Origin of the sequence: Okeania sp. KiyG1 (assembly GCF_014132355.1) — a bacterium.
In the GTDB taxonomy this organism is placed as follows: Bacteria; Cyanobacteriota; Cyanobacteriia; order Cyanobacteriales; family Microcoleaceae; genus Okeania.
Genome location: NZ_BLZO01000057.1, coordinates 99,529 through 113,139, shown reverse-complemented (window position 1 = coordinate 113,139; position 13,611 = coordinate 99,529). Strand labels below are relative to the sequence as shown.

The following is a 13,611-nucleotide window of genomic DNA, read 5'->3' as shown; positions in this document are numbered from 1 at the left end:
TTTGTTCATGGTAGTCCTCATAGTAACCATGAATATTTATTGCCAGATTTAGATGGATTTTTAGCAGTTGAAAGGGTAATTAGTAGTGGTGCTGATGTATTGTTTTGCGGTCATACTCATGTGCCTTATGTTCGTACTCTTGATGCTGGTCAATTATTAGTTAAAGTTAGTAGTTTTGGGAGCGAAAATTTAGAGTCAAAGAGTTGTATTGCTCCTCTGAAAAAAATTGTTAATGTTGGTTCTGTAGGAGAACCTCGTCATGGCAGACCGAATGCTACTTATGTTATTTATGACAATGAAACAGGGGAAGTAAATATTCGAGAGATTCCATACAATTATCAACTTACTTGTGAAGCTATAGTTAATAAGGGGTTGCCAGAAATTTTTGCTTGGCGTTTGGCTAGGGGTTTAGAATATGCTGAAAAAGCTGATGACCCTACTCATATTTGTGAGAGATAAGTAAATAATTAATAATTAATAATTAATAATTAATAATTGAATATTTCTGGTTTAAAGCTTCCTCTTCTAAAGGAAAAAAGAAATAATATTTCCTTATATTCAATTCCGTAACGGTTTTAACCAGAGGTAATTATCAATTATCCATTAATGAAAGTCCACCTACTACCTAAAACTTATAACCCAATACGGTTCAGTTAAGGATTTTTTTGGCAGTTTTGTAGTCTCAAAAGCCTATATAATGGTTAGATATCTTATGAGTTTTCGTTTTAACTCAAATGTATTGGCCGTTAGTATATCTCAACAGAAAAAATTATGATGGACTTTAGCGCTTTATTCCTTTCCGATGCAAAATCCCTATTTTTAGGACAACAGGAAGAAAATATGGCTGCTTATTTGTATAGCACTCCTGACCCAAATATTGAGAACGATCCTGCCAATGGGGAAGTATGTTATATGGAACTAATATCTTAAAATTTAGGTTACTATCTTTACAAAGAAGAAATCCAATTAATTAATAATGTAGCTGAAAAAATCGCTACTTATGTTCCACAAGAAGCTAATATTATAGAATTTGGTCCGGGTACAGATATAGCTTTCCAGAATAAAACTTTACCTTTTCTAAAAGCAGTTGAAAAATTTCAAAGTTATATTCCTGTAGATGTGTGCGAAACTTATCTGCACCAAACTCAAGAAATATTAGGACGGGAGTTACCAGAAATACCAGTTCAAATAATGCAAGATGATTTTATTAAAAATGTCGAACTCGTGCAAAACTTTGCTAAACCTGTAGTTTTTTTAAAGGCAGCACAATTAGTAATCTTTCTACCAGTAATTGCCTGAAGTTTTTCCGAAGAATTTCACAAGCATGAAAACCAGATGGCATTCTAATTGTTGGTGTTGATTCTAATCAAAATGAGTCGTCATTAAGAGAAGCTTATGATGAAGGAAGAATGGCAAAATTGACACTCAGTATTTTATTTTTCATCAATCGTGATTTACCAGTTTCTGGCTTCGATCCAACTGCATTTAATTATGAATTTAATTGGGTAGCTGAAACTCATTGTGTAGAACATAATGTCAGAGCAACTGCAGAACAAAATTTTGTTCTAGATGGTACTCCTATAAATATCAAGAAAGGCACAAAATTTCATCTCTTGAGTTCTTATAAATATCCAGTGGATTATTTTCAAAATCTGGCTATAGAAGGAGGATTAAAACCCATAGATTATTTTGTTTATGAAAATCAACGCATGGTTATTCATGTTTTAGGGGTTAGTTAGAATAACGATACGGTTCAGTTAAGAATTTTGTTTTACATTTCGGTAATCTGAAGTTCTACTCTAATGGTTTCATACCATGGGAGTTTGAATCTTATCTGAACCGTATTGACTTATAACCAAGCAAAGCAATATTTTTTGAAACAGGTATTATTTTTTTATGGCTGATGAAAACTAATTAGGGTTTGCTGAATAAAGTATGAGTGGTAGGGGTAGGAGACAGGAGACAAGAGACAGGAGGAATGGGAATGAGCAAGGAGGTAGAAGCAAGAATTATCCCTTGATTTTTTTGCCCAACTATGCGCCTAAAATACTAACTTTTTGAGCGTTTTACACGTGATACCAGGCGCTTTGTTCGACCCAAAAAATGCTAAAGTATTTATATTCAATGCTTTTAGATTTAATCAGCAAACCCTAATTAATCTCACTTTATCTAACCTAAAAAAGCAAAAAATTATATGAATTATTGGGCAATTTTAACTGGAATCCAAGGAAACATCACAGCTTATGAAGCAGTACTTGCTGATATTAAACGGCAGAAATATTCTGTAGAAGCTTTATATATTTTAGGCGATATAGTCGGGCTAAATATAGATTGCAAAAAATTAGTAGAGCGAGTACGTTATCCCAAAGAAAACGAACTTAAACCCCAAATTTGTACGGGATGGTGGGAAGAACAATGTTTGATTTTACATGGATTAACTACCACAGCTGAACCGACAGAATTAATAGCAGAATATGGCATAGATACTGTGAAAATATTATGGGATAATGTGGATAGAGAAACAGTAGAATGGTTGAGAAATTTGCCCTTTGGTTTTTCTGAACTTGACTGTTTATTAATTCACGGCAGCACTCTGGGGGTAAGCGATAAATTGACTCCCGATACTCCACCAATACAAATGTTAGATAGATTAATGCGTTTTGGCGTTAATAACTTATTTTGTGGTCGGTCTGGTTTAGCTTTTAAATATCAGTTAGAAAATGGTTCGGTGAGTAGTGGGGTGACAAAGTTGGGAGCTGAAGTGGGTGCTATTGAGACAACATCATCTACTCAAACTTTGACAACACTACGTCAGGTTATAGGAGTAGGTAATGTGGGAAGTGTGCCCGGAAATGCTACCTATACTCTTTATAATCCTGGTACTAATGAAGTGAAATTTAGAACAGTTAGGGAGGCATATTCATAATCTTGCTCTTACCTCCAGAACTGTAATTTCAGTTATCAGTTATCATTTCACCTGAGACTATTCTTGCCGATGATATCTTGACTTTTGCTGGATATTATACCAAATGCGGATTCGCATCTGTGGGGGGAAAAAATGGAAGGGTGAAAGTGGCTACCATCGACGTTCCCTATCTGAGGCCACGATGTTTAGACTTCTTCGTGATATTTGGAGGTAAGTTGCGACGACGAAAATTTGATAATCAGGCAGTGGAGTTGTTCATACAATGCGCCATGCTTAACCGTATGATTCAAACAGCTAAACCCAAGAGCTACAAAGTTGAAATCTAGTTCACTCCACTCAGGGGATCCAAGAGCTGGCTAAAGTCATTCCTGCCGAACAGAGAGATTTGTGGCAGGGCGACATCCCCATGTTTACTACTTGTGCTAACTCTAGAGATTTAGTTGCCAGCGATAACCATTTGTACCGAGATTTTTTTGAGGAATCTGGTATAGAATTAGTGGAAAAACGCCTACAGCAGTTAGACGAAAGAGATTTAGAGCGACAAATTTGATTGATCCGTGGTTCTCTCTCTACCCTCCAGTTCACGAATATTTGACCAGTTTATATTTATGGTCTTACTGTATGCTTGACACTCCACGGACTAAAGTCGCGTGGATTCTTCAGAGGAGCTATAAATCGGGTTAAAACCACGATTTTCACATTGCTCGTTTACGAAGTATGCCTTCAGGCAAAACAACCACATTGCCAGTACCGTACCGTAGTACGTATACAGCAGCAGTCCACGCTTACGGTGTCAATTGCCACTACTCTCTCCGGCCAAAAGGCCATTGAGGCTACTTTTTCAATTATTCATTAATAATAACACATTTTTTTGACTACGGGTTAAAACCCGTCGAGTCGTTTCCATCCACCGCTTAAAAGACGGTGGTTTCCCACTTACCGAATTTTTATGATGAAATTAATGGTGACCGAAAAAATGGGTCTCAAGCCTCGCCCTTCTAGGGCGACTTTTTATTGCTTGCGGGTTGATTTTTTTCAATAAATATGTTATTATGTTGTTAGTTTGATGCGTCAAGTTATGAAAGCTAGATTTAAGTACCGTATATATCCAACGCCGGGACAAAAATACCGATTAGCCAAGCTATTTGGCTGTGTCCGTGTGGCGAGTGAATGATAGTCTAGCTTGTTGCCAACAGAAGTATAAATCGGGAGAAAATAAGCCCACTAATTCTGAACTACAAAAGCTTTTTATTACTCAAGCTAAAAAGACTGAATGCAGAGAATGGTTGTCAGAGGTTTCTAATATACCACTGCAGCAGTCCTTGAATGATTTAAACCGTAGGGGCGAACGGCCGTTCGCCCCTACAAACTTTTTTAAATCAACTCAAGGCCAGAGAAAAGGTAAACCTGTTAAACCTCCTAAATTTAAAAGTAAAAAGTCGCTCGCAACTGCTAGATTTACAAAGGGAGGGTTTAAAGTTGGTCAACATAAAGTTTATTTAGCAAAGATAGGAAAGCTGAAAATTGTATGGTCAAGAGAGTTACCTGCTGCTCCATCATCAGTAACAGTAATTAAAGACGTAGGGGCGAACGGCCGTTCGCCCCTACATAGATATTTCTTGAGTTTTGTAGTAGAAATACAACCAGAAATCTTACCTCAAACTGATAATTCAGTAGGTATAGATTTAGGTATTAAAACCTTTGCTACATTTAGTGATGGTACAAAGGTTGATGCTCCTAAGCCACTGAAGAAACGAATTAAGAAATTAAGAAAGGTAAAGTTTGTCATTATCTCATAAAACTAAAGGCTCTAAAAGGTATGAAAAAGCACGGATTAGAGTAGCTAAATTCCATGGCAAACTGAAAGATACAAGAACAGACTTTCTACATAAATTATCCACTGAAATAATTCGTGAAAACCAAACAATTGTTTTAGAAGATTTGAATGTATCTGGTATGGTGAAAAACCGTAAATTATCCAGAGCAATTTCAGATTTAGGGTGGAGACACTTTCAGAACATTCCTAGAAGGAAAAGCAGAAAAATATGGTCGCGATTTCAGAGTAATTAGTCGCCCTTGAACCCACATCTCAAACTTGCTCTAGCTGTGGATTCAAAGGTGGAAAGTTAGACCTTGAAGGTGCGAGAATGGGAGTGTCTAAACTGCGGTGCAAAACATGATAGAGACGAAAATGCAGCCATAAATATATTAGTCGCGGGCGGGCAGTCCGAGACATTAAACGGACGTGGAGGCAAGCGTAAGACTACCGCATCTGGCAGCAGCAGCCTGTGAAGCGTCAACCCACCGAGGAGCTTCGGCTCGGTAGGAATCCCCGCGCCTTTAGGCCGGGGAGGATGTCAAAGATATATCAAGCTAACTTTACAAAAAATTACAATCCTGCACTTTGCTATAACTACGAAGTTCGGGATTGGTCGTAACAGCTTAAAATTAGAATTAACAAAAATTTAGAAAAAATTGCCAATTTTCACTTATGAAAACTAATATCCGATTACATCATCCCCAGTATAGTGAAACTAGAAAATTGTTAGAAAAAATTAATAGGGAAAAACAACAAAAGCGAGATTATCTGCATCTGCCTTTGGGAGCCACATTTCTCGGTGTTTTATTCTTAATCACTTTAGGGGGTCCTGGATGGGCTTTGAATCAGACAAAAAAAGCAAAACTTAATCTAGTAGATTCCTTAGCTATTGCTTCTATGTCTCTATTGGATCAAAGAAAATTGACAAGCAATATTTATGAAGGCAGTCAGCGCAACTATACGCAGGGAGATTATGGCCTAGTCTCAAGCGTCAGTATGAGCAACAACAATGGCAAGACCATTGTTTTCAGGATTCGTAACAACACCATCACAATCTGGGATTTGGCAACTGGAGACAAACTCCGCACTTTCCCTCTCACTGGATTTAATGGCCAAATCTTTAGCGTCAGCATCAGCAATGATGCCAAGACCATTGTTGTTGGCGGTGAAGAAAAAACCAAAGTCTGGGATAATGATGCCAAGACCTTTGTTTCTGGCAGTGAAGACAAAACCAAAGTCTGGGATTTGGCAACTGGAGACGAACTCGGCACTTTCTTTGGACATAATGGCGCAATCTTTAGCGTCGGTATCAGCAACGATGGCAAGACCATGGTTTCTGGCAGTGAAGACGGCACCATCAAAGTCTGGGATGTGGCAACTGGGGCCGAACTCCTCACTCTTATTGGACCTAATGATGCACTTGATGCCATCCAGACCGTCAGTATCAGCAACGATGGCAAGACCATTGTTGCTGGCGTTGGTAACACCATCAAAGTCTGGGATGTGACAACTGGAGCCGAACTCCGCACTCTCTCTGGACATGAGGTCGGAGTCATGAGCGTCAGTATCAGCAACGATGGCAAGACCATTGTTTCTGGCAGTGGTGACAAAACCATCAAAGTCTGGGATTTGACAACTGGAGCCGAACTCCGCACTCTCTCTGGAAATGAAACCACAGTCACAAGCGTCAGTATCAGCAATGATGGCAAGACCATTGTTTCTGTCAATTTTGACAACATCATCAAAGTCTGGGATTTGGCAACTGGAGCCGAACTCTACACTCTTACTGAAGATGAACGCGGAAGGGTCAGTATCAGCAACGATGGCAAGACCATTTTTTTTGTCGGTAAATACAAAACCAAAATCTGGGATTTGGCAACTGGAGCCGAACTCCGCACTTTACCTGGATATGATAGCCCAATCTATAGCGTCAGTATTAGCAACGATGGCAAGACTATTGTTTCTGGCGGTTATGACGAGACCATCAAAATCTGGGATTTGGCAACTGGAGCGGAACTCCGCACTCTCACAGGACATGAAAGCACAGTCAATAACGTCAGTATCAGCAACGATGGTAAGACCATTGTTTCTGGCAGTAATGACAACACCATCAAAATCTGGGATTTGGCAACTGGAGCGGAACTCCGCACTCTCACAGGACATGAAAGCACAGTCAATAACGTCAGTATCAGCAACGATGGCAAGACCATTGTTTCTAGCGGTTATGACGGCATAATCAAAATCTGGGATTTGTCAACTGGAGCCGAACTCCGCACTCTCACAGGACATGAACGCAGAGTCAATAGCGTCAGTATCAGCAACGATGGCAAGACCATTGTTTCTAGCAGTAACACCATCAAAGTCTGGAATTTGGCAACTGGAGCGGAACTCCACACTCTCTCTGGAAATGAAAGCACAGTCTATACGGGGTTTAGAATCAGTATCTTGAGCGTCAGTATCAGCAATGATGGCAAGACCATTGTTTCTGGCAGTAGTGACGGCACCATCAAAGTCTGGGATTTGGCAACTGGAGAGGAACTCCGCACTCTCACAGGAGATGAAAGCGGAGTCAATAACGTCAGTATCACCAACGATGGCAAGACCATTGTTTCTAGCAGTTATGGCAACACCATCAAAATCTGGGATTTGGAAACTGGAGCCGAACTCCGCACTCTCTCTGGACATGAAGACTCAGTCTATAGCGTCAGTATCAGCAACGATGGCAAGACCATTGTTTCTGGCAGTGAAGACGGCACCATCAAAGTCTGGGATTTGGCAACTGGAGCGGAACTCCGAACTCTCTCTAGATCGGGACTGACGGTAGGTAATGTGGGAAGTTTGCCGAGGAATGCTACCTATACTCTTTACAATCCTAATACTAATGAAGTTTCTTTTAGAACCGTAACTTATAAAAATGGCTAGCTTATTTAGTGGAAGAAAAGGTTAAATTTTTCACCAAAAAATGAGGAGGTCGTCGGATATATTTGTCCCTTGATTTTTCCGCCCTTCTGTGCTGAAAATGCTGACTTTTTGTAGCTCTCTAATCAGTAGTTCGACAGATTGACAATTTTGTGGAATCTAAATAAGGAAAATTATAGCAGATAAGCGATCGCTCTACCCTTCCCCAAACACTTTTTGACTATACTTAATGTTTATCAAATTTAGGCTAAAGTAACTAATGATCTTTTGATAAATCTAGCTAAAAATGAATCGACGATTATTACTACATGGAGTTACAAGTGGCTTACTTTTGAATTTCTTGCCCTGGCAAAGTTTTCAGGCAAAAAAACAAAAGCTTCTGGGCTACATCCGAACCAATTGGAGTCGCGATCCCTACACTTATGGCTCATATTCACACATCCCAAAGGGAGCTTCGCGCAGTGACATTGGTGCCCTGGAGCAGCCCATTGACAAGAAGATATTTTTTGCTGGTGAAGCTACTTTTCCAAAGCACAACAGTACAGTTCATGCTGCCTACGAATCCGGGCTTCGGGCAGCTAACTCAATTTTGCAAGGTAGTGCTGATAGGATTGCAATTATTGGTGCGGGAATGAGTGGCCTTGCTTCAGCACATAAACTTTCTACAAATGGTCGAGAAGTTACTGTGTTTGAAGCACGCGATCGCATTGGGGGACGGATATGGACAGATGACCGACTGGGAGTACCATTGGAACTGGGAGCTAGTTGGATTCATGGGATAAATGGAAACCGTACGAAAAAAACTGTAGAAAATCGTGACAGCTTTTATCTTGATACTGGATTAACCAATACTGGCTGTACGGCGCAGCTCACTATTCCCTCGGCAGTAAATGCCCCTGGGAATTTCTTTCTAATTATTTGAAGACTGCCATTGATATCGGCATTAATGACTATACCAGTTCTACTCCTGAATAAACCACGTTTGACTCGTTTACCCCCATAAGTTTCATGTTTAATTGGTTTCTCAAGGTCAAGGGCAGATGTTTTGCTTGTATAGCTTTCCTCTGTTTCAATCACCTTGATTCCTGCTAGCTGACATTTATAAGTAATTTGCTTGATTAACTTATTATGTGGTATTTGGGTGAAATTTTGGTTGTTTTTTTTGCCTATATTTGCACTTTGTTTCCAGTTATCATTTTTTCCTATGACTACAGTACCAATATTATTAATCACTAAATAATTGACAACTAATTTACTGGTGTTATGCAGATAATTCTCCACAAAACGATTTCTATGATAACTTAATGCTTCAATCTTACGACTGGTTTTTCTGTTCCCTTTGAGATAACTTTGGTACTTGGCTTTACGCTTGTTGTAAAGCTGATTAACACTTTTTAGTGGCTTCCCGTTAACAAGCATAGGCTTAACACCAGGCTTGTTTGTAGATAGAGCAACTAATCTGTCAATTCCTAAGTCAATTCCGGCTACATATGTTGAGTGTATTTGTGGCTGATTCGTTTTTTCATACACTACTTCAATTATATAGCAGCTAGTAGCAGGTACTATCCTGACTTCGATTACTGTTTCCACAACTACAGGTATTTTGATCTCACTCATTGATAAGTGACAAATACCATCTTTTAGACTTGCTCTATAGACTGATTCCTTTGAATATATAACTACATTTCTACCTTTGGTTTTGTCCTTATACTTTGGTATTTTTGGTTTACCTAAAAACTTCTCTGGATGTTTTGACCATTCTGTGATTGCCTGAAAATAACCACGCCAAGTTGCAACCAAGCATTTTATTATTTGTTTTGATACTTTAGTTGGTAATGCTCTATAGGCATCGCTATCTTTGGTGGTGTGGTACAGTTTAGTTAAATCTAGACTTTTTCCACACTTGAAAAAATGCTGACGACAATAATAGTTAGCCAAGTTGTACAAGTTTTTTGATTTAAAGGCTAACTCATCACACACTCGCCAATACTGATGTGTTCGGTTAATAATATGTCTGTCAACAAGTCGCATTCACCCGCTATAATTCATTTTAAGTCCTGTACCTGTTTAATATTACAACACTTTTCTTATAATAGCAACTACGCTTTTACAATTTTCATTCAACAGTTAATCACCCCCTTGTGGATTTGGCCGAGGGGTTAGGTCAGCGACTTATCCAAACGGAAAAAGAGGATTACATTATTCGAGGACGTGGTGGGCGTAAAATTAGAGACCGCGATGCCCCAAGATGGTTGGAAAATGTCGTTAGTATCCAGCACACGGCTGGAACAAATGAAGATCAAATCAATCAGTTGGCTTATCTATTTGTGAACGACTATGATGGTCCCGATGTCATATTCCCAAATGGATACGCAGGCATTTTGGAAGCTTTCAAGGGTGACTACAAAATTAAATTGAATACACTGGTTAAGGAAATTTCGAGAACTCAAAAAGGGGTAACACTGGGTTTTGAGAAAATTAATAATCAATCTTTTGATGCGGTTTTGGTCACAGTCCCCCTTGGTGTACTCAAAAGAGGAGATATCAAGTTCAATCCTGTATTGCCCACAAATAAGCAGCGAGCTATCGATAGACTCGGAATGGGGACTTTAGACAAAGTTTATTTGTTATTCGATCGGCCATTCTGGGATTTATCAACTACCTGGATATTAACTCCAGAAAACGATCTTCCTCGGGGGCAGTTTAACCAATGGTTTAATCTTTATCCATACATTAAAGAACCTATCATTATGGTTTTAAATGGGGGGCCCCCAGCTTTAGCTTTATCGGCACTTTCAGATGAAGATATTGTGCAAAGAGCCTTACAAACTATTTACACTGCCTATTCAGTTTAGAAAGGTTTTAAAGAAGATTGCTAATCTTAATTTTATTTTGTGGTCGCTCTGGTTTAGCTTTTCAATATCAGTTGGAAAATGGTTCGGTGAGTAGTGGAGTGACAAAGTTGGGAGCTGAAGTAGGTGCTATTGAGACAACATCATCTACTCAAACTTTGACAAAACTACGTCAGGTTATAGGGGTAGGTAATGTGGGAAGTTTGCCGGGAAATGCTACCTATACTTTTTATAATCCGAATACTAATCAAGTTTCCTTTAGAACTGTAGTCTATCAAAAAATATAGTTAATAGTTAATAGTTAATAGTTATTTATAACAGTTACTAGAAACAAAAACTAAAAACTAACTGAATACTGAAAACTAAAGGCTGTTAACTGTAAACTCTTTACTGATAACTAATAACTGATAACTGATAACTGTAAAGAGGAGGTAGTCGGATATATTTGTCCCTTGATTTTTCCGCCCTTCTTTGGCTTTGTTGCATGAAAGTAGCGTTCTTAACATCCATTCCGCAGCTATATCGCTCTCTTTCTATAGATTGATGTTCTATATCATCTATTGTCCAATAGTTATTGAACTACTGATTAAACCTCAAAGCTATTACAGGTAAAAGTTTCAGAATTTTTATGTAACTATTGTCCAATAGTAACAGCAGTTTCCGCACGTTATGAAGTACATATACTCAGCAAGTGTGGCAGCTATATGCTTTGATGGTACTGATTAAACCTCAAAGCTATTACAGGTAAAAGTTTCAGAATTTTTATGTAACTATTGTCCAATAGTAACAGCAGTTTCCGCACGTTATGAAGTACATATACTCAGCAAGTGTGGCAGCTATATGCTTTGATGGTACTGATTAAACCTCAAAGCTATTACAGGTAAAAGTTTCAGAATTTTTATGTAACTATTGTCCAATAGTAACAGCAGTTTCCGCACGTTATGAAGTACATATACTCAGCAAGTGTGGCAGCTATATGCTTTGATGGTACTGATTAAACCTCAAAGCTATTACAGGTAAAAGTTTCAGAATTTTTATGTAACTATTGTCCAATAGTAACAGCAGTTTCCGCACGTTATGAAGTACATATGCACAAGCAAGTGTGGCAGTTATATACTTTCATGCAACAAAGCTCCCTTCTTTGCTGAAAATGCTGACTTTTTGTAGATTCTCAGCGATCGAAAAGCTGGTACTTTTTTCGTGCTAATAAAGACTAAAGCCTTTATTTATCAATACTTTGGACATTAATCAGCAGAGCAATAATTATAGCAATCGTACTTAACTTGAGACCGGACGGAGATTGTCCCAAATCTCCATTGACTAGGTGTTATTTTCTGATTTATGATGATTGTCGTAATTACCAAGCAAGTTATCTACCCATGACAGAAGGAAATCAGTCTACAGCATCTCCAGTTGTACAACGCCCCCGTCGTCTCCGTCGCACTCCTGCTTTGCGACGTATGGTTGAGGAAACCCAGTTGACAGTCAATGATTTAATTTATCCATTGTTTGTGATGGAAGGAGAAGGGCAAAAAGTCGAGGTTGTTTCGATGCCAGGAAGTTATCGCTATACTCTAGATTTACTGCTCAAAGAAATAGAGGATGCTTATAATTTAGGAATTAATGCGATCGCTTTATTCCCCCTAGTTGAGGAAGCTAAAAAAGACAATGTTGGCACCGAAAGCTACAACCCAGACGGGTTAATACAAAGAACTGTAAAGGCGATTAAACAAACAATACCAGATATTGTCGTTATTACTGATGTAGCCCTCGACCCCTATTCCAGCGAAGGTCACGACGGTATTGTGGGGGAAAATGGAGTCATTCTCAACGACTCGACTGTAGAAGTTTTGGTCAAACAAGCACTATCCCAGGCCGAAGCAGGTGCTGATATTGTCGCTCCCTCAGATATGATGGATGGGCGTATTGGAGCGATTCGCAAAGCTCTTGATGCTGCTGAATACTTCGATGTGGGAATACTTGCCTACTCTGCTAAATATGCCTCAGCTTATTATGGCCCCTTTCGCGATGCTTTAGATTCTGCGCCAAAATTTGGGGACAAAAAGACTTATCAAATGAACCCTGCTAATGCTAGGGAGGCCATCAAAGAAGTAGCTTTGGATATTGCCGAAGGTGCAGATATGGTGATGGTCAAGCCAGCGCTCGCTTATTTAGATATTATTTGTGAGGTAAAAAAGACAACAAATCTACCTGTAGCTGCTTATAACGTTAGTGGGGAATATGCCATGATTAAGGCTGCTGGTCAGAAGGGTTGGATAGATGAAAAAAAGGTGATGTTGGAAACTTTAACCAGTATGAAACGAGCTGGTGCGGATTTAATTTTGACTTATTTTGCTAAGGAAGTTGCATTAATTTTAAAGTAAGCATTTCCTTCGGAATGCTGCGCAAACAGCAGTCAGCCGTCAGCTATCAGCTATAAGTTATTAATATGATTATCTTGGAAGATTGACATCCTCCCGACGCTGCACTTGCGTGACAGCGCGGGATTCCCTAGCATCACTGTTAGAGACTTTCTGTTTCTTATAGACAATTAAAAGAACATCTTTGAAAATATACTCCGAAAAAAAAGTATTCCGGAACATAAAAACTACAGACCAACCCCGACGAAAATTAAATGTAAGAATAGACAGTTAAAGTCTGCTCCGAAAAAAAAGTATTCCGGAACGGAAAAGCTAGGGGCAACCCGAGGAAAATTAAATGTAAGAATAGACAATATAAAAGAACATCTTTGAAAATATACTCCGAAAAAAAAGTATTCCGGAACGGAAAAGCTAGGGGCAACCCCGAGGAAAATTAAATGTAAGAATAGACAATATAAAAGAACATCTTTGAAAATATACTCCGAAAAAAAAGTATTCCGGAACATAAAAACTACAGACCAACCCCGACGAAAATTAAATGTAAGAATAGACAGTTAAAGTCTGCTCCGAAAAAAAAGTATTCCGGAACGGAAAAGCTAGGGGCAACCCCGAGGAAAATTAAATGTAAGAATAGACAATATAAAAGAACATCTTTGAAAATATACTCCGAAAAAAGTATTCCGGAACATAAAAACTACAGACCAACCCCGACGA

The 13,611-nt window shown here is 38.8% G+C and carries 16 protein-coding genes and 1 pseudogene; 16 read left to right on the top strand and 1 reads right to left on the bottom strand.

What is annotated here, in order from left to right; genetic code table 11:
* From SAGCYANO_RS10815 to SAGCYANO_RS10760, 13 genes and pseudogenes are all read left to right on the top strand, one after another.
* Positions 1-459: metallophosphoesterase (locus tag SAGCYANO_RS10815; RefSeq protein ID WP_202220082.1), on the top strand; the 459-nt coding region annotated here is incomplete at its 5' end.
* 312 nt (positions 460-771) lie between these two features.
* Positions 772-930, top strand: a complete 159-nt coding sequence (locus tag SAGCYANO_RS10810) for a hypothetical protein (protein WP_202220081.1) — start codon at positions 772-774, stop codon at positions 928-930.
* 21 nt (positions 931-951) lie between these two features.
* Positions 952-1,299 (top strand): annotated as a pseudogene (locus SAGCYANO_RS47495) (L-histidine N(alpha)-methyltransferase); the annotation flags it as partial.
* A 41-nt stretch (positions 1,300-1,340) separates the two neighbouring features.
* Positions 1,341-1,739, top strand: a complete 399-nt coding sequence (locus tag SAGCYANO_RS47490) for an L-histidine N(alpha)-methyltransferase (protein ID WP_202220089.1) — start codon at positions 1,341-1,343, stop codon at positions 1,737-1,739.
* Between the two features lie 455 nt (positions 1,740-2,194).
* Positions 2,195-2,926 (top strand): metallophosphoesterase, encoded by a 732-nt coding sequence (locus tag SAGCYANO_RS10795; RefSeq protein WP_202220080.1) that lies wholly within the window; start codon positions 2,195-2,197, stop codon positions 2,924-2,926.
* Between the two features lie 146 nt (positions 2,927-3,072).
* Positions 3,073-3,252 (top strand): hypothetical protein, encoded by a 180-nt coding sequence (locus SAGCYANO_RS10790; protein WP_202220079.1) that lies wholly within the window; start codon positions 3,073-3,075, stop codon positions 3,250-3,252.
* 80 nt (positions 3,253-3,332) lie between these two features.
* Complete coding sequence (locus tag SAGCYANO_RS10785; RefSeq protein WP_202220078.1) at positions 3,333-3,476, top strand: hypothetical protein; 144 nt, start codon at positions 3,333-3,335, stop codon at positions 3,474-3,476.
* Between the two features lie 516 nt (positions 3,477-3,992).
* Positions 3,993-4,100: a helix-turn-helix domain-containing protein gene (locus SAGCYANO_RS49165; RefSeq protein WP_202220519.1), complete on the top strand. Its 108-nt coding sequence runs from the start codon at positions 3,993-3,995 to the stop codon at positions 4,098-4,100.
* On the top strand, positions 4,093-4,725 hold the full coding sequence (locus SAGCYANO_RS49160; protein WP_307785865.1) for a transposase: 633 nt from the start codon (positions 4,093-4,095) through the stop codon (positions 4,723-4,725). Before SAGCYANO_RS49165 ends, SAGCYANO_RS49160 begins: the two co-directional genes overlap by 8 nt.
* Positions 4,709-4,996: a transposase gene (locus tag SAGCYANO_RS49155; RefSeq protein WP_202220077.1), complete on the top strand. Its 288-nt coding sequence runs from the start codon at positions 4,709-4,711 to the stop codon at positions 4,994-4,996. The genes SAGCYANO_RS49160 and SAGCYANO_RS49155 overlap by 17 nt, the downstream gene beginning before the upstream one ends.
* Positions 4,997-5,065: 69 nt before the next feature.
* The gene (locus SAGCYANO_RS49150) at positions 5,066-5,218 is read left to right on the top strand and encodes a zinc ribbon domain-containing protein (RefSeq protein WP_202220076.1); all 153 of its coding nucleotides are present in this window, start codon (positions 5,066-5,068) and stop codon (positions 5,216-5,218) included.
* Between the two features lie 199 nt (positions 5,219-5,417).
* Positions 5,418-7,667, top strand: a complete 2,250-nt coding sequence (locus SAGCYANO_RS10765; RefSeq protein ID WP_202220075.1) for a WD40 repeat domain-containing protein — start codon at positions 5,418-5,420, stop codon at positions 7,665-7,667.
* A gap of 283 nt (positions 7,668-7,950) precedes the next feature.
* Positions 7,951-8,586, top strand: coding sequence for an FAD-dependent oxidoreductase (locus SAGCYANO_RS10760; RefSeq protein WP_202220074.1), 636 nt, complete (start codon positions 7,951-7,953; stop codon positions 8,584-8,586).
* Here the strand turns inward: SAGCYANO_RS10760 and SAGCYANO_RS10755 are convergent.
* Positions 8,490-9,695, bottom strand: a complete 1,206-nt coding sequence (locus tag SAGCYANO_RS10755; RefSeq protein ID WP_202220073.1) for an RNA-guided endonuclease TnpB family protein — start codon at positions 9,693-9,695, stop codon at positions 8,490-8,492. The genes SAGCYANO_RS10760 and SAGCYANO_RS10755 overlap by 97 nt on opposite strands.
* Before the next feature lie 116 nt (positions 9,696-9,811).
* On the opposite strand from SAGCYANO_RS10755, the gene SAGCYANO_RS10750 reads away from it, so the two are divergent.
* The 3 genes from SAGCYANO_RS10750 to hemB all read left to right on the top strand — a co-directional run bounded on the left by SAGCYANO_RS10750 (position 9,812) and on the right by hemB (position 12,900).
* Positions 9,812-10,519: an FAD-dependent oxidoreductase gene (locus SAGCYANO_RS10750; RefSeq protein ID WP_202220072.1), complete on the top strand. Its 708-nt coding sequence runs from the start codon at positions 9,812-9,814 to the stop codon at positions 10,517-10,519.
* A gap of 17 nt (positions 10,520-10,536) precedes the next feature.
* Complete coding sequence (locus tag SAGCYANO_RS10745) at positions 10,537-10,803, top strand: hypothetical protein (protein ID WP_202220071.1); 267 nt, start codon at positions 10,537-10,539, stop codon at positions 10,801-10,803.
* A 1,092-nt stretch (positions 10,804-11,895) separates the two neighbouring features.
* Positions 11,896-12,900, top strand: coding sequence for a porphobilinogen synthase (gene hemB, locus SAGCYANO_RS10740; protein ID WP_202220088.1), 1,005 nt, complete (start codon positions 11,896-11,898; stop codon positions 12,898-12,900).
* Positions 12,901-13,611: the final 711 nt, after the last annotated feature.

Excerpts from the sequence above, each read along its gene's own strand:
- SAGCYANO_RS10810 (WP_202220081.1), top strand. The coding sequence starts at position 772 with ATGATGGACTTTAGCGCTTTATTCCTTTCCGATGCAAAATCCCTATTT.
- SAGCYANO_RS10795 (WP_202220080.1), top strand. The coding sequence starts at position 2,195 with ATGAATTATTGGGCAATTTTAACTGGAATCCAAGGAAACATCACAGCT.
- SAGCYANO_RS10785 (WP_202220078.1), top strand. The coding sequence starts at position 3,333 with ATGTTTACTACTTGTGCTAACTCTAGAGATTTAGTTGCCAGCGATAAC.
- SAGCYANO_RS49165 (WP_202220519.1), top strand. The coding sequence starts at position 3,993 with ATGCGTCAAGTTATGAAAGCTAGATTTAAGTACCGTATATATCCAACG.
- SAGCYANO_RS10765 (WP_202220075.1), top strand. The coding sequence starts at position 5,418 with ATGAAAACTAATATCCGATTACATCATCCCCAGTATAGTGAAACTAGA.
- SAGCYANO_RS10760 (WP_202220074.1), top strand. The coding sequence starts at position 7,951 with ATGAATCGACGATTATTACTACATGGAGTTACAAGTGGCTTACTTTTG.
- SAGCYANO_RS10755 (WP_202220073.1), bottom strand. The coding sequence starts at position 9,695 with ATGCGACTTGTTGACAGACATATTATTAACCGAACACATCAGTATTGG.
- hemB (WP_202220088.1), top strand. The coding sequence starts at position 11,896 with ATGACAGAAGGAAATCAGTCTACAGCATCTCCAGTTGTACAACGCCCC.